Origin of the sequence: uncultured Campylobacter sp. (assembly GCF_938017615.1) — a bacterium.
In the GTDB taxonomy this organism is placed as follows: domain Bacteria; phylum Campylobacterota; class Campylobacteria; order Campylobacterales; family Campylobacteraceae; genus Campylobacter_B.
This window is the reverse complement of record NZ_CALIJA010000102.1, coordinates 19387-41455: the sequence shown is the minus strand read 5'-3', so window position 1 is coordinate 41455 and position 22069 is coordinate 19387. Positions and strand designations below refer to the sequence as shown.

Here is a 22069-nt window from a genome sequence, read left to right as displayed (position 1 = left end):
ATGAAAAAAGCGGGGATCATTGGCGTTAGCGGCTATACGGGGCTTGAGCTGATTAAGGCTCTACTTTCCCACCCGGGCTTTGAAATTTCGTATTTGGGCGCTTCGGCGCAGGGCGAGATAAGTGAAATTTTCCCTCAGCTTCGCGACGTGTTTGAGATGCACGTAGAAGCCGCGGATGCTCGAGTTGCGGCGCAAAGATGCGATCTTATTTTTTTAGCGTTGCCGCATGAAAAAGCGATGGAATTTGCCCGCGAAATTTTAAAATTTAAAAACGTCAAGGTAGTCGATCTATCGGCTGATTACCGCCTAAGCCGCGAGCTTTACGAGAAGAATTACACCACGCATTTAGACCCGCAAAATTTATCTCACGCCGTTTACGGACTGCCCGAGCTAAATCGCGAGAAGATCCGCGCGGCGCGGCTTACGGCAAATCCGGGCTGCTATCCCACCTGCTCTATTTTGGCGCTCGCGCCGTTTGTGCGGCTACTAGATCCCGCCCTCGGCGTATTTATTGACGCAAAAAGCGGAGTAAGCGGCGCAGGCAAGACTCTTAAAGCAAGCAGCCATTTCGTAAGCGCGAACGAAAACGCAAATGCCTACTCGCCGATCTCGCATCGCCACGCAGACGAGATCAAAGAGCAGCTGCAAATTTTAAAAGGCGGCGAATTTAGTACGATTTTCGTGCCGAATTTGCTGCCGATTACGCGCGGAATGCTGGTTAGCGCGTTTGGCGTACTGCAAAAGAGCGTGGATGCAGAGGCGGTGCTACGGGAATTTTACGCAAACGAGCCTTTCGTGCGCGTCCGAAGCGAGCCCGTGAGTATAAAAAACGTCGCAGGGACGCACTTTTGCGATATTTTTGTAAAAACTGCGGGCGATAAAATTTGGATCAACTCGGCAATCGATAATCTTTTGCGCGGAGCATCGTCGCAGGCGGTCGCAAACGCAAATTTAATGTGCGGATTCGCCGAAGCTACGGCGTTGCCGCGTATCGCACACGGAATTTAAGCGATGAGCTTTTTGCAAAAGCGCTCATGCGCGGGAGCCTAGATGCAAAATGATCAAATTCAGGCGATAAAACCCGGCGCGATCTTTATCGGCGATGCGCACGCGGGCGCGAGCAGACCGCAATTTTTGAAATTTCTGCGCGCGCTGAAGGCTGAGCCCGCGCCGCCGCCTCAAATTTTTATGATGGGCGACATGTTTGATTTTTTGGCAAACACGACCTACGTACAGCGCTTCTACGAAGAGGAGATCGCGCTAATAAACGAGCTGTCGCAAAAATGCGAAATTTTTTACTTCGAGGGCAACCACGATTTTAACCTGCGCGAAATTTTCCCCCGCGCAAAAGTTTATCCAAACGCCGCGCAGCCCGTGAAATTTATCTGCGAGAGCGGCGAAGCGGTGCAGATCGCGCACGGCGATCTGTTTTTGCCGCGTCTAACGCAGTTTGCGCTGCTTTCGCTACGAAACAGAGCTTTTCTGAAATTTATGGACCTGCTCGATCGCGCTTTAAAATTTAAAATTTCAAAGATGATCTTAAAATCGCAAGAGGGGAAAAATCTATACAAAAAAATGCCAAATTTTAAGGATATAATCGCGCCGAAGATCGATTTTTACGCGGCAAATTTAATCATCGAGGGGCACTATCATCAAGATGAAATTTTATATTTTGGCGAAAAAAAATATATAAATTTATGCTCGTTCGGGGTTAGGAGCAAAATTTACGAGGTCGCAAAAAGCGAAAAATTTATGCTAATTCCAAAAAACTTAAACTTAAATTAGCTATAATTCCTAAATTTTTGCGAGGATATTTATGATAAAGCTTTGTGTTTTCGACTTTGATTCTACGCTGATGGACGGCGAGACAATAGGTTTTTTCGCCGCTAAAATGGGCACGCAGCGACAAGTCAGCGAAATTACGAAGCGCGCGATGGCGGGCGAGCTTGATTTTTTCGAGAGCCTTAGCGAGCGAGTGGCGCTGATAAAGGGGATGAAGCTTAGCGATGCTAAAGCTATCGCAGAAAGTCTGCCTTTTGTTTGCGGCGCTAGCGAGATCATCGCGTATCTGAAAAATAAAGGCATAAAGGTGATCGTCTTTAGCGGCGGATTTCATCTAGCCACGGACGCCGCGCAGAAAAAACTGGGCTTTGACGCGAGCTTTGCGAACTATCTGCATGAAAAAAACGGAATTTTAACCGGACTTTTCGGCGGCGAGATGATGTTTGGATACTCAAAAGGCGCGCTGCTTGCGCAGCTTAAATCGCTGATGGGTCTAGAGACGAGCGAGGTAATGTGCGTGGGAGACGGCGCGAACGACGTTTCGATGTTTCGCGAGACGGGACTTAAAATCGCCTTTTGCGCGAATGAAATTTTAAAAGAGCACGCGAGCGTCTGCATTGAAAAAAAGGATTTGAAGGAGATTATGAAATATGTATGATAAAGCCCTAAATTTCAGCCTTTGGTGCGACTTTTTGGAGCGCGATTTTATCGATAAAGATTTCGACGAGCTGATCAAAAAAGGGATAATTAACGGCGCAACTTCCAATCCTGCGATCTTTAAAAACGCAATCCTAAGCTCCCCCGCATACGATACGGCTAAAGAGGAATTTAGAAAAAAAGAGCCTAAAAAGCTGTATGAAATTTTAGCCACCGCGGACATCAGAAGCGCGGCGGAGAGCCTGCTTAAAAATTTTATTAACGGCGATGACGGCTTTGTGAGTATCGAGGTCGATCCGTATTTCGCAGACGACGCCGAGGCGATGTATCGCGAGGGCAAACACCTATACGGCACGATCGGCATGCCAAACGTAATGATCAAAATCCCTGCGACCAAGGCGGGCTACGAAGCGATGCGCGATCTGCTGAAAAAGGGGATCAGCGTAAATGCGACTTTGGTTTTTTCACCCGAGCAGACCGCAAAATGCATCGAAGCGATAAAAGAGGGTATCGCGGGCTTTCGCCGCTACTTCCCGAAGGCAAATTTACCAAAAACAGTAATTAGCATCTTCGTTAGCCGCTTCGATAGGTTGCTAGATGAAAAAATGGCCGCGGCGGGTCTTCCTACCGGTAAAATCGGCATAATGAACGCCGCAAAGTGCTACAATATCATCGCTAAAGAAAATTTAAACTACGTAAAGCCGCTGTTTGCGAGCACGGGCGTAAAGGGAGACGATCTGCCGAGGGATTACTACGTAAGCGAGCTGATGTATCCGGGCTGCGTAAATACCGCGCCGCTTGAGACGATAGAGGCTTTTATAAGCGGCGATCAAAAGCCCAAAATGCCGCCTAGCGACGCGCAGATAGAGGAATTTTTCGAGCGCGTAGCGGATGCGAAGATCGATATGAAAAAGGCGTATAAAAAGCTACTCGATGACGGGCTAGTAGCCTTTGAAGAGGCATTTAAAGAGATAATAAAAACACTTAAAAAGGAGAAATGATGGCGGGTTCTATAGATTATTCGCAGTATCAAGTTGACGCTTCTACGCTGGATTTTAAGCAGCGAGATAGGCTAAATAAATATCTGGAATTTCTGATCCAAAATGGCGGTAGCGACCTTCACATAAAATCGGGCGCGGTTATCAGAGGTCGTATCCACGGCGAGCTAGTAAAATTTAGCAAAACGCCATTTTTGAAAGAAGACGCGATGACGCTAGCTAAGGAGCTTCTCATCACGCGCTTTCCTGAGCTTATCGAGAAAAAGAGCGTGGATTTTACTTATAAGCTAAACGAAGATTACCGCTTCCGCGTTAATATTTTCTTTCAGATCGACGGTATCAGCGCGGTTTTCCGAACGATTCCGGTTAAAATTCCAGAGATCGATGATCTAGGTCTGCCGCCTTCGATCAAAGATATTTGTGACACAGCTATGCGCGGCGTCGTGCTACTTACGGGACCTACGGGAAGCGGAAAGACGACAACGATCGCAAGCATGATCAATCGCATAAATAGACAAAGAACTAGCCACGTCGTTACGATCGAAGACCCCGTGGAATTCGTATTTAAAGACGATAAATGCATCATCAATCAGCGCGCTATCGGTGAGGACTGCAATAACTTCGCCGATTCGCTTCGCGCCGCGCTGCGAGAGGATCCCGACGTTATATTCGTGGGCGAGATGCGCGATTTGGAGACGATCGAGACCGCACTTCACGCCGCAGAAACGGGCCACTTAGTGTTTTCGACGGTGCACACTATTGACGCAAAAGAGACGGTAAACCGAATCATCGCGATGTTTGAGCAGGCTGAGCAGGAGCGTATCCGAATGACGCTAGCGTCCGTCCTAGAGGCGGTCATCTCTCAGCGCCTTGCTCGTACTATCGAGGGCAAGCGCGTAGCCGTCGTTGAAATTCTACGCAAAAACACCCGTATTAAGGATATGATACTTGATGCGCGTGACGATGAAATTCCGGACGCGATCGCCGACGGTCGCAACACCTACGGCATGCAGACCTTCGATCAGCACCTGCTCGATCTTTACAGAGACGGCGTCATTACCCGCGAGGAGGCGCTAGATAAGGCCTCTAAGCGAAACGATCTTGATCTACAGATCAAAAACGTCGATCTTGCCAAAAAAAGGGATTTGGCGGCAGAATCCGGAGAGAGCGCCGAGGAGATGCTCGCCGGCGAAGTCGTACAGCTAAAAGAGATCCGCTAAGTCGTAAATTTTAAAATTCTAAATTCTTGCAATTTAAAATTTTAAAGAATTCTGCCTGCCGCTAGGCGGGCGGAATTTAATTCGTTTGCCCGCTGCTATGCGGGCAGATACTACCTTAAATTTCGTTTTAAAATATCTATAATTTCGATTAAAATTTCACGTCCGATTAATCTTATAAAATTCCTATTCATTTAATCTTTAATAAATAAAATTTCAACCAAATTTCAGGGGGGGGGGTATAATTACGCATATTTTTTCTAAAAGGAGTAAGAGATGGCAAGTCATGGACCAAGAAACCACGACAACAGAACTAGGACGGGATCTTGCAGAACCCCTAAGCAAAGAGCGGGCGATAAAAAACGCCGCAAAAAGTAGCGATCTCGCGTCGTAAGCCGGCGTAAGATTAAAATTTAAAGCGCTGCGAGCTGAAACTCTCGGCGCTTTAATAAATTTTAAATCGTGCAAACAACCAAATGGATAAAATTTTAGAATTTCATCGCAAGAGAATTTTATGAAATATGAGATAATCGACGTCCATACTGCACTAGAAATCGTTTTTAAAAATTTTAAATGGACTTTGCTCATTGGAATTTTGCTGTTACCATTAGGCGTGGGTGCCGTGATTTTAGTGCTTTTGCCGTTTCAAAGCATTTTGATCTACAACAAAAACAAAAGATACCTGATCGATATGCAAACAGGTAAAATCACCTTCCCTAGAAGCGACGTTGAAAATAGCATTGTAGCTGTTTTGCTCTGTGCGCCGTATTGGAATTTAATGCGCAGCAGAACCGTCACGGCAGATCAAATCGAGGATATGCGCTTAGAGAAAAAAGAGGTAAAAAGCGCAAATATTTTTAAAATTTTCCTAGCGGTGATTAAATTTTTTAGGATGAGCTCCAAAAATGCCAAAACAGCTAGATTGGGGCGGCGCATTAATGATATCCAAACAAGATATTATCTCTACGTCTTTGGAAGCTTCGGCTCGACGGGACTATACTTTTATGACAAGCAAAAGCGCGACGAGGTACGTAGCGCCATACGAGAATGCGTGCTTAAATTTAGCGCCAAAAATATAGATAGGAATTTATTCTGAGATGATAATTATAAATCGAATGTTTTCGGGCGGCTATTTGAACGAGAGCTTGGGGCACGAAATCATCAATCTTTTTAAGGCAGACAACGGCAGGCACTACATCTACGTAAATCCTTACGGCACGATAAACGAGGATGCGAAGGACGCACACAAAGTCCTTTTAGTGCGTGCCATCTCGAAACATTGTTTTGAAATTTTAGCTTGCGCTAGCGAGTTAAAACTGCTTTTGAGCGATGAACTTTTTGCTAGCGGCAGAAAGCGTGGCGCTAAAGAGGAGCTTAAAAGACAATCTGAAATGATTGAAGCACAAAATATCGCTTACGGCGGTGTGCTTCTAAACGAGCTATTTGAAAGCGAAAACGATAGCCCCAATGCGGCGTATATAACATTTGAGACGTCGAATTTTAAAAAACCAAGATTTAAATTTTACATCGTTGATGATGAGAAGCTGATAGACGAAACGCATTTTTTAGTGCCATTTAAATTTTCCTCGCAATCTTTAAAGCAATATGTCCAGGGCGAAAGCGCGCTGGATAAAATTTTCGCGCCCGAGCTTTGGCAGAGCGGCGACACTGCGAAGCGGATCAAACGAGATGAAATTTTAAATTTTAAAGCTAAAGAGCAAAACATCCTAGAGATAATCGGCAAGATGGACGATGAGTTAAGCTTTTCAAATTGGATAGTCTATTATCTGCGAAACGATACGGAACTATTTTTTAAATTTGCAAGTGAAATTTTACGGCTAAACGTAAGTGCGGATGCACAAATTTTAAGAGAATACAAAAATATCGACATTTTTATCAAAGATCAAAATCACGCAATCGTCATCGAAAATAAGATCAAATCCGGTATCAACGGGATAAGACACGATTTGCAAAGCGGCGTAATACGCTCTCAGCTAGATAAATACTCAAAGATTGCCGATAAGCAGGATTCAGGCGGCAGAGCAAAGTGTTTTTTGCTTCTACCTGATTATAGCTATGCGGATATAGAGTTGGCAAAATTTGATGAGTATGGGCGCTATTCGGTCATAAGATACAGCGTGCTTTTAAAATTTTTTGAAACTCACGAATGCAGCTTCAAATTCTACGACGAATTCAAAGACGCGCTGCGAAAGCATGCGAGCGAATACAAAAAGGATTTTTATGAAATTATGGGAGAGCGGCTGATTATGATAATTTTGCGGCATAGAGGCTTATCGTCGTAATTTATATTGCAGTGCACAAAAGACATCCTAACATGCATAAATAAATTCCACTATTGATCGATCTGCATAAAGTCCCATATTTCTTAAATAGATTTAAAGCAACATTTAGCTATTATCACGCTTCATTTTTTCACAAAGGAAACCTAATGTTAGAAGGTATCGTTAGAGATAGTATCGGTAAAAGGGCTTCAAAATCCCTAAAACGAGATGGTTATCTAATCGCTAATATTTATGCGAAAGGATTTGAAAATATTAACGCAGCGTTTAAAGTAAACGACTTTATCAAGGCTATGCGCGCAAAAGAAGATCTTCCTTTCGAGGTTAGCGTGGGCGGTAAGACATATCGCGTTATAGTGCAAGAATACCAAAAGCACCCTGTCACAAATACCCTAACTCACGTAGATTTGCGAGTAGTTCAGGATGACGTCGTAAGCAAATATTTAGTGCCGGTTAAGGTAACTGGCGTCGCTAAAGGACTAAAAAACAAAGGTATTTTGGTGCAATCCAAGCGCCGTATCGCCGTAAAATGCGCCGGCAAAGATCTACCAAACGATTTTACGCTCGATGTGAGTGATCTTGATGTAGGCGATTCGCTTTTGATCCGAGACATTCCGGTAAAAGAGGGCGTCAGCATCATTCTAGACGGCTCAGTAGCGGTAGTCGGAGTTACTTCGGCTAAATAGGGGCGCCTATGATACTGATCGCAGGACTTGGGAATCCTGCTCAGAAATACGCAGATACCAGACACAACGTCGGTTTTATGCTAATCGACGAAATTTTAAAGACGGGCGGCTTTAGCGAGCTCGGCGCGTCTAAATTCCAAGGCGAGCTTTTTAAAAAGGGCTCGCTGCTTCTTCTAAAGCCCCAAACTTTTATGAACTTAAGCGGCAACTCCGTAAAGGCGGTGAATGATTTTTACAAGCCCGAGCGCATCATTGTGGTGCACGACGATATAGATTTGGATCTAGGCGCCGTTAAATTTAAAAAAGGCGGCAGTAGCGGTGGGCACAACGGCATCAAATCGATCGATGCGCTAATCGGTGCGGATTACGAGCGCGTGCGTATCGGCGTGGGCAAAAAACGGCAGGACCAGGATGCGGCAAATTTCGTGCTCGGAAATTTTAATGAAAGCGAGCGCGAAAAGCTAGGCGAAATTTTACCCTACGTCGCGCGCGCAGTAGAGGAGCTCATTTGCTCGGATATAGAGCAGGTCGCGCAAAAATTTACGATTAAAAAGGCTAGGGTGTGAAGTTATACGTAAAATACGCGGCTCTTTCTTATCTGAAGTATTTTTTTATCCTGCTAATAGCCCTTGAGTGCTTTTATGTAGGCATCGATGTGCTTACCAATCTCAAAGATTTTCCTTCAAGCGCGAATACCGCTCTTTTGTATATTGCTCTAACTGCAGCGGTCGCGCTTAGCTACACGCTGCCGCTAAGTCTTATTTTTGCGCTTATTTTGATGGGCTTTAATATGATCCGTAGCAACGAGCTGGTGAGCTTTTATGCGCTTGGGGTTAGCAAAAACGCTCTGATAATCCCTCCATTTTTGATCGCACTTGCGATTACTGCGGGCTTTATAGCTTTAAATTCCACCCCGTTTGCATACGCGCTAAAATTTCAAAAGAATTTAACCGATTTATCGCCTACGGGGGGAGATATGTTTTTGAAATTTGAGGGTAAATATATCTACATCAAAGCTCTAAACGGCAAAAACGCAAATGATATAACGATCTTTAATATAGGGGATAACTCCGTTGCTTCACGCTCGCACGCAAGCTCTGGCGAATACGCAGGCAAAATTTGGCATCTGCGCGATATAAATACCACTACTTTACCAGCGCAGCTTAAGCTTGGAGGAAGTGGATTAAGAAGTGAGTTTAACGTGCAGAGCGAGGCGCTTAAGGGCTTTGATCCAAGCTCAATTGCGAGTGTTTATGATACGAGTAATGTATATTCGATCAGGGATGCTTTGCGTTCGATCCGCACCTTTTCGCATCAAGGCGTGAATATCTCCACTATAAAAGCAAGCCTTTATAATATGATATTTTTTCCGTTGTTCGCGCCCTTGGCGGTGTTAGTGCTGTATTATTACCTGCCCGTTACGGGGCGATTTTTTAATCTTGCGCTACTAAGCTTTGGATTTTTTATCGCTACGCTATGCGCTTGGGGCGTGCTTTTCGTGTTAATTAGGTTTTCTCTCAACGGCGTCATCATCCCAGAACTTGGCATTATCGTGCCCATAACAGCGTTATTAGGCTTTGCAGCATTTTTAGTTTTTAAGCATCGTTAAGCCTTGATTTGTTAGAATGGCGCAAAATTTATCGGTGGAAATTCTATGGATTATTCAAGCTTAGCCCGCAAATACGGCACCCCTTTATACGTTTACGATTTTAACGAGATACAAAAGAATTTCATAGCGCTCAAAGAGGCCTTTGCAGCGCGCAAGTCGCTCGTTTGCTTCGCGATTAAGGCAAGCTCGAATTTAAGTATTTTAAAATTTCTATCGGATCTGGGCAGCGGCTTTGATTGCGTCAGCATCGGCGAGCTGCGCCGCGCTCTGTATATCGGCGCAAAGAGCTATAAGATCATATTTTCAGGCGTCGGCAAGCAAGACAGCGAGCTCGAGTTTGCGCTGGAGTCGGACATCTTGCTGATAAATTTAGAAAGCGAAGCCGAGATGCTGCGCCTCGAGCAAATCGCGCAAAAGCTAAATAAGCCCGCTCGCATCAGCATCCGCGTAAATCCGAACGTTGATGCTAAGACCCACCCCTACATCTCCACGGGGCTAAATGAGAACAAATTCGGCGTCAGTATCGAGACCGCGCGCAAGATGTATATCTACGCCAAAAAGAGCAAATTTTTAAACCCCGTCGGCATCCACTTTCACATCGGCAGCCAGCTTACGGACATCTCTCCGATCTGCGACGCGGCAAAGATCGTAAGCGATCTGCTGCGAGAGCTGCGAGCCCTTGAGATCGATATAAAATTTTTCGACGTAGGCGGCGGCATCGGCATCCGCTACGAGGATGAAAAACAGATCGTGCTCTACGACTACGCGCAGGGGATTTTGCGCAGCCTAAGCGGGCTAGACGTCACGATCGTGTGCGAGCCGGGGCGCTTCATAGCAGGAGCTTCGGGCGTCCTCCTTACTCGCGTGCTTTACGAAAAACAAAACTGCGGCAAGCGCTTCGTCATCGTTGACGGCGCGATGAATGATCTCATACGCCCGAGCCTCTACGGCGCGCACCACGCCATCGAGATCGTTAGGGCTTCGGAGGGTATAAATTTAGACGAACCGGGTGCGAGCGAAGTAAATTTAGGCGGCAGGGGCTCGGATCAAACAAGCGGCTCGTGTACGGATCAAAAAAATTTGGGCGGCGTAAATTTAAGCGAAGCTAGCCTCTGCGACGTCGTGGGCCCGATATGCGAAAGCGGCGATTTTTTGGCCAAAGGCGTTAGCCTGCCTAGCCTACAAAGCGGCGATCTGCTCGCGATCAAAAGCGCCGGCGCCTACGGCTTTTCGATGTCGAGCAACTACAACACCCGCTGTCGCGCCGCCGAGGTCGCGGTTTACGACGGGCAGGACCGCCTGATTAGAAAGCGCGAGAGCTTTGATGATCTAATCGCGCTCGAAAAGGATTTCGTATGAGCCGCGCGGCGAGCCGTCCAAAACGGGGCGCGATCTTAAATTTCAAACCCGAGCGTGCAGCGGTTTTAAAATTTAAACGCACCGCTGCTTTAAATTCTAAGCCTGAACGCGCCGCCGCTTTAAATTTCAAATCCGAACAAAATGCGCCTCTAAATTTTACGCCAGAACGAAGCCCAGCTTTAAATTTTAACCGCGCCTCTTTAAATTTCAGATCCCGCTGCGACGAATTTTATCGCGTCTTCTTAGTGCGCGGAAGTTGCAGCGTAGCTGTACTAAGCGATGAAATTTTAAGTTCGCGAGGTCAAAATTTCAAAGCGTGCGACAAAAGAGGCAGCGTGAAATTTCTAAAATTCGCGCCGAAATTTAGGGGCGAGCAAAAGGAGGGTTGTGATGCAAAATATCGATGATCTGCGCGTTTGTATCGATAGGCTGGATGATGAAATTTTGCGCCTTATCGACGAGCGCATGGGGTTTGTCAAAAAGATCGGCGAGCTGAAGCAGACCGCGGGCAGCGCGATCTACCGCCCAGAGCGCGAGCGCTCGATCATCAGCAGGCTGGACGGCGGGAAGGCACGAAATTTAAGCAAAGAGGCGATCGAGGCGATATTTTTTGAAATTTTCTCGGTTTCGCGAAATTTAGAAAAGCCGCAGATCGTCGCGTTTTTGGGGCCTTTCGGCACCTATTCGCACCAAGCCGCCAAGAGCCGCTTCGGCGCGGTAAGCTCCTATCTACCGCTCTCAAACATCGAGGCAGTCTTTAAGGAGCTTGATAGCGGCGAGGCCAAATACGGCGTCGTGCCGATCGAAAACAACACCGAAGGCGCGGTGGGAGCGACGCTTGATTGCTTGCGAAAATACGAGGGCGTAAAGATCGTCGCCGAAATTTATATGGATATCCACCACTGCTTTGCGAGCCACTGCGACGACGTAAGCACGGTGGATCAGATATTCTCTCATCCGCAAGGATACAATCAGTGCCTTAAATTTTTAGATGATCACGGCCTTAGCGGCGTTAAATTTACCGCGACCAAATCGACCGCGCTTGCGGCGCAGATGGCGGCTGCCACGCCGCATTCCGCCGCGATCTGCTCCAAGATCGCCGCCGATCTTTACGGCGTGCCGATGATGTTTCAAAAGATCGAGGACAACTCCGCCAACCGCACGCGCTTTTTCGTGCTGAGCGACTTTAAAAACCAAAAGAGCGACCGCAACAAAACGAGCATTCTAGCCAAAACTGACGACCGCCCTGGCGGGCTCGTGGACTTCTTGCAGATGTTTCGCAACGAGGGGATAAATTTAACCAAATTAGAAAGCCGTCCGGTCAAGCTTAGGGATTTTAAATGCGTCTTTTATGTTGATTTTGAAGGGCATATCGACGACGAGCGCGTGGCGCGCGTGCTGCAAAACGCGCAGAAAAACGGCCACGAAATCACCTGGCTGGGAAGTTACATAAACGGAGGGGAGTGATGAAATTTAACGAATTTGTAGAAAATCTAAGCAATTACGAAGCGGGCAAGCCGATCGAGCTTGTGGTGCGGGAGTTTGGTATCCGCAAGCAGGACGTATTAAAGCTTGCCAGCAACGAAAATCCCTTCGGCACGAGCAAGGCGGTGCAGGAGGCGATCGCACAAAACGCGGCACGCGCACATCTTTACCCCGATGATTCGATGTATGAGCTAAAGGACGCGCTCGCCTCTAAATTCAGCATAGAGCCGCAAAATATCATCATCGGCGCGGGCAGCGATCAGATCATCGAGTTTGCGCTGCACGCCAAGCTCAATTCGCGCCGCGCGATACTGCAAGCGGGCGTCACTTTCGCGATGTACGGCATCTACGCAAGCCACTGCGAGGCTAAAGTTTACAAAACTAGCGCGCAGGAGCACGATCTAGCCGAGCTTTTAAAAATTTATAACGCGCATAGGGATGAAATTTCGGTCATTTTTTTGTGCGTGCCGAACAACCCGCTTGGCGAGTGCCTGGATGCGGAGGCGGTGTATAGGTTCGCCGGCAGCGTGGATGAGGATACGCTTGTGGTGATCGATGCCGCGTACAACGAGTTTGCAGCGTTTAAAGATGAACGCAAAAAGCTCGATCCGAAATTTTTAATTCAAAATTTTAAAAACGTGCTCTATCTGGGTACCTTCTCGAAGGTTTACGGCCTGGGCGGCATGCGCGTAGGCTACGGCATCGCGCCGCGCGCGATCATAAGCGCGCTTTATAAGCTACGACCGCCCTTTAATATCACGACGCTTAGCCTCGCAGCGGCGATTGCGGCGCTAAAAGACGAAGCTTTCGTGCAAAAGAGCCTGCAAAACAACGCCGCGCAGATGAGCCGCTTTGAAGATTTTGCGCGCGAGCGAAATTTAGAATTTATCCCTAGCTACGCAAATTTCATCACGTTTAAACTTAGCCCGCCGCTAGATAGCAGCGAGCTTTGCGAGAAACTTCTGCGCCGCGGCATCATAATTCGAAATTTAAAAAGCTACGGGCTAAACGCCGTGCGCATCACGATCGGTACGCCTGAGCAAAACGATCGCGTCTTGAGCGCTCTGGGAGAGATTTTGAGTGGATATTAAAAATAAAAGCCTAGAGGAGCTACGGGAGCTTTGCACGCAGATCAGAGCGCGCATAATCGAAGTCGTGAGCAAAAACGGCGGCCATCTAAGCTCAAATATGGGCGCCGTTGAGCTCATCGTGGCGATGCACTACGTATTCGATGCCGCGAGCGATCCGTTTATCTTCGACGTAAGCCACCAAAGCTACGCGCACAAGCTTCTAACGGATCGCTGGGAGGAGTTCGGCTCGCTTAGGCAGTTCGGCGGTATCAGCGGCTATACGAAGCCTAGCGAGAGTAAATTTGATTACTTCGTCGCAGGACACGCCTCGACATCGATCTCTTTAGCCGTGGGCGCGGCAAAAGCGATAAGTCTAAAGCGCGAAGATCGCGTGCCGGTCGTACTCATCGGCGACGGCTCGATGAGCGGCGGCATGACTTATGAGGCGATGAATGAGCTCGGCGATCTGCGCCTGCCCTGCATCATCATCCTAAACGACAACAAAATGAGTATCAGCAAGCCGATCGGCGCCTTTAGCAAATACCTAAGCCAAGCGATGGCGGGCGAGACATATCAAAAATTTAAATCCCACGTAAGAGAGCTGCTCTCGCACGCCCCGCAAAGTGCTACATACATGGCAAAGCGCTTTGAAAATTCCTTAAAGCTCATTATCCCTGGGATGTATTTTGAGGAGCTTGGGCTTGATTACATCGGTCCCGTGGACGGGCATAATCTAGAGGATCTAATATCGGCGCTAAAGACGGCAAAAAGCGCGCGCAAACCCGTCGTCGTGCACGCTCAGACGATCAAAGGCAAAGGCTACGACAAGGCGGAGGGCTATTTGGAGAGCTGGCACGGCGTAGGGCCTTTCGACATTCAAAGCGGAGAATTTAAGAAAAAATCCGCCGCCAAAAGCGCCACGCAAATTTACGCCGAGGCGCTTTTAAGCTTAGCCGCCAAGCATGAAAATGTCGTGGGCGTGACTGCCGCGATGCCAAGCGGCACCGGAATGGATAAGCTGATCGAGAAATTTCCCCACCGCTTCTGGGACGTAGCGATCGCCGAGCCGCATGCGCTAAGCTCGATGGCTGCGATGGCGCGCGAGGGTTTTAAGCCGTACGTTACGATATATTCGACCTTCATGCAGCGCGCGTTCGATCAGATCGTCCACGACGCGGCGATTATGAATCTAAGCTTAGTCCTTGCGATGGATCGCGCGGGCATCGTGGGCGAGGACGGCGAGACGCACGAGGGGGTCTTTGACGTGAGCTTCTTAAATGCGATCCCGAACGTCAGCATGTGCGCGCCGCGGGACGAGGCGAGCTTTAAGCGGATCATCGAGTATTCTTACGCACACGAGGGGGTTTTGGCGATCCGCTATCCGCGCGGAAGCTTTATTTTAGAGAGCTCCATCGCTACGCCTGCCGTAAAATTTGGCAAGTCGGTATTTTTACAAGAGTGCGCGGACGCCCGCATCGCTCTCATCGGCTACGGAAACGGCGCGGGCAGAGCGTATAAAACGGCTGAGGCGCTAGAGGGGCAGATAGAGGCGGATGTCGTAGATCTAGTCTTTGCAAAGCCTTTAGACGCCGAGTTTTTGCGAAGCTTGGCTCGCAAAGATAAAATTTGGTACGTCTTTAGCGATAACGCCAAAAAAGGCGGCGTCGGTGAAATTTTAAGCGCATTTTTGCAGGAAAATGAAATTTCGGACGTAAAGATCGTGAGCTTCGAATTTGCCGATATCTTTTTACCGCACGGCAAGACTGCCGACGTGGAGCGTAGCTTGGGCTTGGATATCCAAACTCTAACCGAGCGAATATTAAGTGATAAAAAGTATTAGTTAATATCAACTTTGTTTAAAGTAAAATTTGATAATATCACTTTAAAATTTTTTGAAGGACAAAAATGAGCCACGTAGAACTACTCAAAACTTGCGGTTTGAAAGCAACTCCTCAAAGATTGTGCATCTTAAAGGTGCTGGATCGCCACGAACATCCAAGTATAGATGACCTATACGAGGGGATCAAAGAGGACTATCCATCCATTTCGCTAGCGACGGTTTATAAAAATTTAAACACCCTGCTCGACGAAGGCGTCGTAGTCGAGGTCAATGCACCGAACAAAAAGAGCCGCTACGACATCTATCAGATGCCGCACATCCACGTCGTGTGCGAAAAATGCGGCAACGTCACGGATCTTTTCATGGACGATGCCTTTAATAAGGACGTTTTGAAAAACATCGAGCGCAAAGCGGGCAATTTCATCCGCAAGCTAAATATCACGGCTACGGTCGAAGACTGCGAAAAGTGTAGATAGTTTAAAGAATTTTCTGCTATTATTACCCACTTTATTTTTGGAGCGGGTATGCAAACTAAGCGTAAATTTTTATTGAGCGACGATTCGATTCTGCGGACGCTAGAGCGTGCGGGGCTGAAATGTCGCAAGGTAAAGATCGCTTGGTTTTATACTTCGTTCTACCCCGAAATTTACTACATCCGCCAAAACGACGAATGCTCTTTGCACCACAAAAAAGAGGATCTTGACAGACAAACTCTAAATTTTAAAATTTCAAAAGATGATTTCAAAGAGGCTTTAAAAAGCAGAATCGCCCGCGTCGTGCAAAAAAACCGCTACGGCTTTGCCAGCGACGAAGCGGAGTTTTGGCTAGAGCTTTACGGCGGCGAGCTAAGCACGCTCGTGATTTTACGAACGAAATTTCAAAGCGAGGCGGCAAGCGCAAATTTTGATTTTGCAAAAACCTTCGGTAGCAGCGATTTTTGCGAGATCACCGACGATTATCGCTACAAAAGCCGCTATCTGGCGCGCTACGGCATCCCGCCGCGCTCGCTTGATTTCGCACACGCTCGCAACGTTTTTAAAAAATTTAGCCGAGTTAAATTTTTCGCGCCGCCCTATGCGGACAGCGTTAAGCTCGCGCGTTTGGCGCTTGAGCTAGCGTGGACGAGGGCGTGCGGCGCAAAAAGCGAGTATCAAAAAAGCCTGGCCCCCGAAGCGCTTCACGAGCTGCGCGTGCAAATCCGCAAATTTAGAGCCGTTTTGAAGCTATCCGCGCCGCTTTTCGAAGCGGAAAAAAAGGATGAAATTTTAAAACTCCTCGCAGGATTTATGAGCCGCACCAATCAGCTGCGAGACCTCCACGTTTTTGCGGAGTTTTTAAGGGCCGACGACGCGCCTGCAGGCTTTTTGCAGCAGCTAAATCTTATCGCAAAGCGCTCGGAGGATAAAATTTTAGAATTTCTTTCTAGCGCGGAATTTGCAGATTTAAACGGCGCTATTAGCGGCTTTTTAAGCGGCGCGGACGGCATCTACGCGCGCAGCGAATATGAAAAAATTTCAAAAAAGTTCGCCTCCGCTCGCCTCTGCAAACTGATTAAAAGCTTGCGCACAGAGCTAAAAAATTTAAAGCAAGGCTCGTCTCTGCAGGCATTTCACGACGCGCGCATAGGGCTAAAGAGGCTGCGATACGCGCTTGAAATTTTTGCAAGAAGCTTTGATGAAGGCTGTGTCAGGGAGCTGTTTAAACACACCAAGGCTGCCTGCGAGGATTTCGGCGCGCTGCAAGATATCAGCGTGTGGCGAAATTTCATCGCGATCTATCAAAAAGCAAGCGATAAAAGCGGCGTCGCGTTTGCGTATCTGCTGGCTCTGGACGCCCGTTTAAACGACCGCCGCGCCGAGCTGGAAGAAAAAACTTTAAATGAAAAAGAGGCTCTTTTGCGCGCGCTGAAAAGATCGCTGCGTAAAATCAAAGCATACGAATAAGGAAAACCCGTGCAAAAACAGGAAAAAATCATAAAGATGTTCGATGAGATCGCGCCTACCTACGATCTGGCAAACCGCGCTATCAGCTTCGGCGTGGACGTTTCGTGGCGCAAAAAAGCGGTCGAACTGACGCTTGAAAAGCTTAAAGGAAAGCTCGTGAGTATCGCCGATGTCGCGTGCGGCACGGGCGATATGATAAGCTCATGGCGCGACGGCGCGGCGCAGCACGGCGTGCAGATCGAGCGGATCGTGGGGATCGATCCTAGCGAGGGGATGCTCGAGGTAGCAAGACAAAAATTCCCTAGCTACGAGTTTATCAAAGCAACCGCGGGCGCCACGACGCTGGATGACGCGAGCGTGGATATTTTAAGCATCAGCTACGGCATAAGAAACGTCGTGGAGCTGGACGCGGCGCTTGCGGAGTTTAACCGGATCATCATACCGGGCGGATCGCTCGTGGTTTTGGAATTTACCAAAGCCGCAAGCGGCGGGCTCGCGTTTAAAATCAGAGATTTTTATGTAAGTAAAATTTTACCCAAAATCGGCGCTTTCATCTCGAAAAACAAAGAAGCTTACGAATATCTGCCAAACTCCATCGGTAGCTTCCTAGACGCCGCGAGCTTTAGCAAAAAGCTCAAAAACGCGGGCTTTGAACTACGCGTGCAAAAGGGCTTCAGCTTCGACGTCAGCACGCTTTTCATCGCGGAGAAAATCGCGCGGAAGAGCGACGATGCTTAGCGTAAGCGAGCTCAACGCCCAAGCCAAGACGCTTTTGGAGACGAGCTTTAGCTTCGTCGAGGTCGAGGGCGAGATCTCTAAGTTTAGAATTCAAAGCACGAGCGGGCACTGGTATTTCACGATCAAAGACGCGAGCGCGGCGATCGATTGCGCGATGTTTAAATTTAACGCCGCGCGGATAAATTTTATCCCCGCCGTCGGCGATAAGCTCATCGTAAGCGGCAAAGTTTCGCTATACGCTCCCACGGGCGCGTATCAGATCCAGGTATCAAATATACGCAAAAGCGGCGAGGGCGAACTGGAAGCGGCGTTTGCCGCGCTAAAAGAGAGGCTTAGCAAAGAGGGGCTTTTCGATGCCGCGCACAAAAAACAGCTTCCGAAATTTGCCCGAAGCATCGCGATCATCACGAGCGCGGGCTCTGCGGCGCAGGCGGATATGCTTCGCACGGCGCAGAACCGCTTCGCGCTTTGCAAGATCGATCTATATAACGCGCTAGTGCAAGGTGAAGGCGCACCTGCTTCGATCATAAACGCTCTGCGCGTAGCCGACGAGAAGGGCTACGATGCGATAGTCATCGCTCGCGGCGGCGGCTCGCGCGAGGATCTGTGGTGCTTCAACGACGAGGCCTTGGCGCGCGCGATCTACGCAGCCAAAACGCCCGTAATCTCGGCAGTCGGGCACGAGATCGATTTTAGCATCAGCGATTTCGTAGCCGATCACCGAAGCCTCACGCCCACCGCCGCGATGATCGATCTGCTGCCCGATATTTGCGCGATCTTTCAGAGCCTAGACGGCGTAAGTGACGCATTTGATAGGCTGATAAAAGATAAAATTTCATCCGCACAAAACGCGCTGAGCCTCGCGGCTCTGGAGCTTAAATCAAAATCGATCGAGCCAAAAATTTCAGGCTCGCTTGCGAGGCTTTTAAATTTCGAGCTTAAATTTAAAAGCTTCGTGGACTCCAAACTAAGCGCCGCAGAGCATACGCTAAGCGCAAAGGATGAGCTTTTGGCGCAAAAGGCGAAATTTTTTGAGATCACCAAAGACCTCGTTCAAATCCAAAAGGGCGGCAAAACGGTGGCCCTAGGCGAGCTTGCCGCGGGCGACGAATTCGTCCTTTGCTCGCAGCAGCTCAGCAAAAACGCAAAAATCATCTAAAGGAGGCAAAATGGATAGGGTTTTAAATTTTAGCGCGGGGCCTAGCACCATCCCGCTGGGCGTGTTAAAGCAGGCGCAAGAGGAGCTGCTAAACTACGCAGGGCGTGGATTTTCGATAATGGAGATCTCGCACCGCACCAAAATTTTCGAGGAGGTTTTGCATAGCGCGATGAGCCGCGTGCGCGATCTCTATGGCTTTTCAGACGATTTTACGATTTTGTTTTTACAAGGCGGCGCGAGCCTTCAGTTCGCGCAGGTGCCGATGAACCTATACGCAGGCGGCGTCGCAGAATACGCCAACACGGGTAACTGGACGAGCAAAGCGATCAAGGAAGCGGGCGTGCTCGGCATAAACTACCGCGTGGTCGCAAGCAGTGAGGAGAGTAAATTCGATCGCATCCCCGAGGTTGAATTCTCTGACGGCGCCGATTACGGCTACATCTGCTCAAACAACACGATCTACGGCACGCAGTATCCGCAGCTGCCGCAGTGCGGCTGTCCGCTCGTAGTCGATAGCTCGAGCGATCTATTTTCGCGCCCCTTGGATCTTAGCAGCGTAGGGATGTTTTACGGAGGCATTCAGAAAAACGGCGGTCCCGCGGGCGTCACGATGGTTGCGATCCGCAAGGATCTGCTGGATCGCGCGAACCCCAAAACGCCGATGATCCTGCGCTACAAGACGCAGGCGGACGCGGACTCGATGAGCAACACCCCGAATACCTTTGGAATTTACATGCTAAATTTAATGCTCGGTTGGATCAAGGACGAGATCGGCGGACTTGCGGCGATGCATGAGCGTAACAAGCGCAAAGCGGCGCTACTCTACGGCGCGATCGATGCTAGCGGCGGCTTCTACCGCGGCCACGCGCAAAAAACTAGCCGCAGCCTGATGAACGTGAGCTTTAATATCGCAGATGCTGCGCTTGAGCCGGTTTTCGTCGCGCAAGCGGAGGCGGAGGGGATGATCGGGCTTAAAGGACACCGCGTCTTAGGCGGCATCCGCGCCTCGATCTACAACGCGATAAACTACGAAGACGTTGAAAAACTAGCCTCCTTTATGAGCGAGTTTGCGCGCAAAAACGGCTAGCGGCGGTTAAATTTAGGGGGTTTGAACGCGGCTCGCGCTTATAGACGAGATTGTTTAGGATCCGCGCTTGCCTTGCCGCTAAGCTGGTATTTGCCATAGTCCTCGCTTTTATAGCCGGTATTTTACGGCAGAAATAGCTTTGATGCGGCTTGGATTTCGCTGCTAGAATTTTATTGAAGGCAAAATTTTATGATGTTAAATTTTGCATTGGATGAAGTCTGATGGCTTTGATTTTGCAGCGGCGAGCGGACTTGGCGCTGCTGGGATTTATTAGGTAGGATTTAATATTTAAAACGCTATTATCGGTGTTCGAGGATGGAAGGCGGTTTATTTATGTAGGCGCAGGTTTAGCGTATCTAGCGCCTAAATTTAAGCTTAACCCTAAAAACAGGCAAAATTAAACGAAAGGATTTAAATGAGTTTTAAGAGATTTTTTGCAGTAGCGCTTGCGGTGGGCGCTTTCGCTTCGGTGAGCGCAGAGGCTAGCGCTGCTGGGGATTTTTGTATCAAAAACGGCGGCGAGCTGATCGTCCGCAAAGACGGCAATGGCGTGGACTACACCGTTTGTAAGCTGCCTGACGGTACTATGATCGACGCTGAAGAATTTTATAAAACAGGCGGCGATTTGAGCAAATTTAAGAGCGTAAATCGATAGAATTTTATCGCTTGTGAGATTTGCGGCAGCGAAATTCCATAAAATTCTGCGTCAAAATTCTACTTTAAAATTTAGATGAATTTCGACTAGCAAGCGTTGGCGAGAGTGAATTCTCGGGCGCTACAAACGAAGTGATGGCAGCAGAGTGATGGAAAAAATTCAATTATCCAAATATCAACGATGTGTGGAGATTTTGCTCTAGCAAGGTGCTGAAAGCGGGCGGCTGCGCAAAGCAGAAACATTTTAAGTGATTTGACGCGACGCGCAAGAAACCTACTAGATTGCTTGATTAGGACGCAGATTTTTTGGATATGCGATAAGCGTTTGTGCCCATAGTTGCTGAGCTTAAATTTCAGCCATTTGTGGGCGTAGCTCACTTTATTGTTTAAAAAGTTTAAATTTTAAATGCTTACGAGCGCCCATTCGCTTCCTTTGCCCGCGTAAATTTAGTGCATAAAAACCACGACCTCGCCGCGCTCAAACGTAATATGCCGTCCCGCTAGATACAGCTCGAAGTAGGGTTTCAAAAAGTCCTCTTGCGGCCTTTGCGCGTAGTTCGGATACTGCAAGTACACCGAGAGCAGGTATTCGCAGTCGATCGAATAATACGCCTCGCCGAGCACCCATAGCTTTGCATCGAGCTTAGGCGAATCTATCATCCACTCCGTGATCGCCTCATAGACGGCGCACGCAAGCCCATCTTTGTTATGCGCGAGATCAAAGCTCTCCTGCACGCGAGCGGATTTTGTTTCGCCAAGCATCTTTAAAAGCTCGTTCTTGCCTAGAAAATCGGCGAAAATTTTTAAATTTCGAACGTGCGCTAAAGCTAGGCTCTTAAGCAATTCGTCATCAAATTTCGGATCCTGCGGCGGGCAAAAATACCCGGGCGCCACGCCTCGACCAAACGTCTCTCGCGTTTGCTGCGCCGTGACTGCGTAGATCGGCATTATGTGCGCTTGCAGCTCGGTGCCGTTTTGCAGCGGCGCAAACACCGCCTCGACGCCCGCACCCTCGGGCATAAAGCACTGAAAAAGCCCGTAAAGCTTATCCTGTAGATCGATCTCTTCGCAATCTAAATCAAGATCTAGCCCCGCAGCCTCGTTAATGTGACTAGCGTATTTGAAATTCGTCATCTTCGCCCTTTTAAATTTTGACCGTCAAAGCGTTTAGGTGGAATTTACCTAAATTTTACGCATTTGCCGAATTAAAATTTATGTGCGATGAGACTTTTGTAGAATTTAAAATTTAGCGGTTCGGTTTTGATTAGGTACTGCGACAAAGCGGCAGGGCGATTGGCGGCGGCAGGTGTCGCGTGACGGGGTGATGAGCGGCGGAGATGGGTTATCGCGCGGCGGGAGAGCGGCGCCTAACGGCGAGACCTACGGCACGTGACGACAGGGGTAGCCGATGATCGCGACCGCAGAGCTCGCAGTCTACTTGCTCGCAGAAGCGGATTTTTCGCGCCCAGGCCGTCGCAAAATGGC

General features: G+C 48.4%; 22 protein-coding genes. 21 read left to right on the top strand and 1 reads right to left on the bottom strand.

Going from position 1 to position 22069, the window contains the following annotated elements; translation table 11 throughout:
* The 21 genes from argC to Q0620_RS05035 all read left to right on the top strand — a co-directional run bounded on the left by argC (window position 1) and on the right by Q0620_RS05035 (window position 20585).
* Complete coding sequence (argC, locus tag Q0620_RS05135; RefSeq protein WP_298783510.1) at window positions 1-1008, top strand: N-acetyl-gamma-glutamyl-phosphate reductase; 1008 nt, start codon at window positions 1-3, stop codon at window positions 1006-1008.
* Window positions 1009-1050: 42 nt separating this feature from the next.
* The gene (locus Q0620_RS05130; RefSeq protein WP_298783508.1) at window positions 1051-1785 is read left to right on the top strand and encodes a metallophosphoesterase; all 735 of its coding nucleotides are present in this window, start codon (window positions 1051-1053) and stop codon (window positions 1783-1785) included.
* A gap of 31 nt (window positions 1786-1816) precedes the next feature.
* The gene (gene serB / locus Q0620_RS05125) at window positions 1817-2440 is read left to right on the top strand and encodes a phosphoserine phosphatase SerB (RefSeq protein ID WP_298783506.1); all 624 of its coding nucleotides are present in this window, start codon (window positions 1817-1819) and stop codon (window positions 2438-2440) included.
* Window positions 2433-3440, top strand: a complete 1008-nt coding sequence (locus Q0620_RS05120; RefSeq protein WP_298783505.1) for a transaldolase — start codon at window positions 2433-2435, stop codon at window positions 3438-3440. Before serB ends, Q0620_RS05120 begins: the two co-directional genes overlap by 8 nt.
* Window positions 3440-4657 carry a PilT/PilU family type 4a pilus ATPase gene (locus Q0620_RS05115; protein WP_005869553.1) on the top strand — a complete coding sequence of 406 codons (1218 nt, stop codon included), beginning with the start codon at window positions 3440-3442 and terminating at the stop codon, window positions 4655-4657. Before Q0620_RS05120 ends, Q0620_RS05115 begins: the two co-directional genes overlap by 1 nt.
* A 511-nt stretch (window positions 4658-5168) precedes the next feature.
* On the top strand, window positions 5169-5750 hold the full coding sequence (locus Q0620_RS05110; RefSeq protein ID WP_298021192.1) for a hypothetical protein: 582 nt from the start codon (window positions 5169-5171) through the stop codon (window positions 5748-5750).
* Window position 5751: 1 nt separating this feature from the next.
* Window positions 5752-6957, top strand: coding sequence for a PD-(D/E)XK nuclease family protein (locus Q0620_RS05105; RefSeq protein WP_298783504.1), 1206 nt, complete (start codon window positions 5752-5754; stop codon window positions 6955-6957).
* A gap of 146 nt (window positions 6958-7103) precedes the next feature.
* The gene (locus Q0620_RS05100) at window positions 7104-7640 is read left to right on the top strand and encodes a 50S ribosomal protein L25/general stress protein Ctc (protein WP_177388523.1); all 537 of its coding nucleotides are present in this window, start codon (window positions 7104-7106) and stop codon (window positions 7638-7640) included.
* Window positions 7641-7648: 8 nt separating this feature from the next.
* Window positions 7649-8206: an aminoacyl-tRNA hydrolase gene (gene pth, locus Q0620_RS05095; RefSeq protein WP_298783503.1), complete on the top strand. Its 558-nt coding sequence runs from the start codon at window positions 7649-7651 to the stop codon at window positions 8204-8206.
* The gene (locus tag Q0620_RS05090; protein ID WP_298783502.1) at window positions 8203-9249 is read left to right on the top strand and encodes an LptF/LptG family permease; all 1047 of its coding nucleotides are present in this window, start codon (window positions 8203-8205) and stop codon (window positions 9247-9249) included. Before pth ends, Q0620_RS05090 begins: the two co-directional genes overlap by 4 nt.
* 45 nt (window positions 9250-9294) lie before the next feature.
* Window positions 9295-10608 carry a diaminopimelate decarboxylase gene (gene lysA / locus Q0620_RS05085; protein WP_298783501.1) on the top strand — a complete coding sequence of 438 codons (1314 nt, stop codon included), beginning with the start codon at window positions 9295-9297 and terminating at the stop codon, window positions 10606-10608.
* Window positions 10605-11015: a hypothetical protein gene (locus Q0620_RS05080; protein ID WP_298783500.1), complete on the top strand. Its 411-nt coding sequence runs from the start codon at window positions 10605-10607 to the stop codon at window positions 11013-11015. The genes lysA and Q0620_RS05080 overlap by 4 nt, the downstream gene beginning before the upstream one ends.
* Window positions 10999-12075, top strand: a complete 1077-nt coding sequence (gene pheA / locus Q0620_RS05075; protein ID WP_005869547.1) for a prephenate dehydratase — start codon at window positions 10999-11001, stop codon at window positions 12073-12075. Before Q0620_RS05080 ends, pheA begins: the two co-directional genes overlap by 17 nt.
* Window positions 12075-13184 carry a histidinol-phosphate transaminase gene (gene hisC / locus Q0620_RS05070; RefSeq protein ID WP_298783499.1) on the top strand — a complete coding sequence of 370 codons (1110 nt, stop codon included), beginning with the start codon at window positions 12075-12077 and terminating at the stop codon, window positions 13182-13184. Before pheA ends, hisC begins: the two co-directional genes overlap by 1 nt.
* Window positions 13174-15003, top strand: a complete 1830-nt coding sequence (dxs, locus tag Q0620_RS05065; protein WP_298783498.1) for a 1-deoxy-D-xylulose-5-phosphate synthase — start codon at window positions 13174-13176, stop codon at window positions 15001-15003. The genes hisC and dxs overlap by 11 nt, the downstream gene beginning before the upstream one ends.
* A 65-nt stretch (window positions 15004-15068) precedes the next feature.
* Window positions 15069-15479, top strand: a complete 411-nt coding sequence (locus Q0620_RS05060) for a Fur family transcriptional regulator (RefSeq protein ID WP_005869540.1) — start codon at window positions 15069-15071, stop codon at window positions 15477-15479.
* 48 nt (window positions 15480-15527) lie between these two features.
* Window positions 15528-16946, top strand: coding sequence for a CHAD domain-containing protein (locus Q0620_RS05055; protein WP_298783496.1), 1419 nt, complete (start codon window positions 15528-15530; stop codon window positions 16944-16946).
* A 9-nt stretch (window positions 16947-16955) separates the two neighbouring features.
* Window positions 16956-17684 (top strand): bifunctional demethylmenaquinone methyltransferase/2-methoxy-6-polyprenyl-1,4-benzoquinol methylase UbiE, encoded by a 729-nt coding sequence (ubiE, locus tag Q0620_RS05050; protein ID WP_298783495.1) that lies wholly within the window; start codon window positions 16956-16958, stop codon window positions 17682-17684.
* Window positions 17677-18843, top strand: coding sequence for an exodeoxyribonuclease VII large subunit (gene xseA / locus Q0620_RS05045; RefSeq protein WP_298783494.1), 1167 nt, complete (start codon window positions 17677-17679; stop codon window positions 18841-18843). Before ubiE ends, xseA begins: the two co-directional genes overlap by 8 nt.
* Before the next feature lie 10 nt (window positions 18844-18853).
* Window positions 18854-19930 carry a 3-phosphoserine/phosphohydroxythreonine transaminase gene (gene serC, locus Q0620_RS05040; RefSeq protein WP_298783492.1) on the top strand — a complete coding sequence of 359 codons (1077 nt, stop codon included), beginning with the start codon at window positions 18854-18856 and terminating at the stop codon, window positions 19928-19930.
* A gap of 415 nt (window positions 19931-20345) precedes the next feature.
* The gene (locus Q0620_RS05035; RefSeq protein WP_177388543.1) at window positions 20346-20585 is read left to right on the top strand and encodes a DUF333 domain-containing protein; all 240 of its coding nucleotides are present in this window, start codon (window positions 20346-20348) and stop codon (window positions 20583-20585) included.
* Window positions 20586-21031: 446 nt separating this feature from the next.
* Here the strand turns inward: Q0620_RS05035 and Q0620_RS05030 are convergent, their stop codons facing one another.
* On the bottom strand, window positions 21032-21718 hold the full coding sequence (locus tag Q0620_RS05030; RefSeq protein WP_298783490.1) for a hypothetical protein: 687 nt from the start codon (window positions 21716-21718) through the stop codon (window positions 21032-21034).
* Window positions 21719-22069 lie beyond the last annotated feature (351 nt).

Bases quoted from the DNA above. Each gene is read 5' to 3' on its own strand.
- Q0620_RS05115 (WP_005869553.1), top strand. From the start codon at position 3,440: ATGGCGGGTTCTATAGATTATTCGCAGTATCAAGTTGACGCTTCTACG.
- Q0620_RS05030 (WP_298783490.1), bottom strand. From the start codon at position 21,718: ATGACGAATTTCAAATACGCTAGTCACATTAACGAGGCTGCGGGGCTA.
- Q0620_RS05100 (WP_177388523.1), top strand. From the start codon at position 7,104: ATGTTAGAAGGTATCGTTAGAGATAGTATCGGTAAAAGGGCTTCAAAA.
- Q0620_RS05105 (WP_298783504.1), top strand. From the start codon at position 5,752: ATGATAATTATAAATCGAATGTTTTCGGGCGGCTATTTGAACGAGAGC.
- serB (WP_298783506.1), top strand. From the start codon at position 1,817: ATGATAAAGCTTTGTGTTTTCGACTTTGATTCTACGCTGATGGACGGC.
- xseA (WP_298783494.1), top strand. From the start codon at position 17,677: ATGCTTAGCGTAAGCGAGCTCAACGCCCAAGCCAAGACGCTTTTGGAG.
- Q0620_RS05060 (WP_005869540.1), top strand. From the start codon at position 15,069: ATGAGCCACGTAGAACTACTCAAAACTTGCGGTTTGAAAGCAACTCCT.
- Q0620_RS05055 (WP_298783496.1), top strand. From the start codon at position 15,528: ATGCAAACTAAGCGTAAATTTTTATTGAGCGACGATTCGATTCTGCGG.
- Q0620_RS05035 (WP_177388543.1), top strand. From the start codon at position 20,346: ATGAGTTTTAAGAGATTTTTTGCAGTAGCGCTTGCGGTGGGCGCTTTC.
- lysA (WP_298783501.1), top strand. From the start codon at position 9,295: ATGGATTATTCAAGCTTAGCCCGCAAATACGGCACCCCTTTATACGTT.
- Q0620_RS05130 (WP_298783508.1), top strand. From the start codon at position 1,051: ATGCAAAATGATCAAATTCAGGCGATAAAACCCGGCGCGATCTTTATC.
- Q0620_RS05120 (WP_298783505.1), top strand. From the start codon at position 2,433: ATGTATGATAAAGCCCTAAATTTCAGCCTTTGGTGCGACTTTTTGGAG.
- pth (WP_298783503.1), top strand. From the start codon at position 7,649: ATGATACTGATCGCAGGACTTGGGAATCCTGCTCAGAAATACGCAGAT.
- serC (WP_298783492.1), top strand. From the start codon at position 18,854: ATGGATAGGGTTTTAAATTTTAGCGCGGGGCCTAGCACCATCCCGCTG.
- Q0620_RS05080 (WP_298783500.1), top strand. From the start codon at position 10,605: ATGAGCCGCGCGGCGAGCCGTCCAAAACGGGGCGCGATCTTAAATTTC.
- argC (WP_298783510.1), top strand. From the start codon at position 1: ATGAAAAAAGCGGGGATCATTGGCGTTAGCGGCTATACGGGGCTTGAG.
- hisC (WP_298783499.1), top strand. From the start codon at position 12,075: ATGAAATTTAACGAATTTGTAGAAAATCTAAGCAATTACGAAGCGGGC.
- pheA (WP_005869547.1), top strand. From the start codon at position 10,999: ATGCAAAATATCGATGATCTGCGCGTTTGTATCGATAGGCTGGATGAT.
- Q0620_RS05110 (WP_298021192.1), top strand. From the start codon at position 5,169: ATGAAATATGAGATAATCGACGTCCATACTGCACTAGAAATCGTTTTT.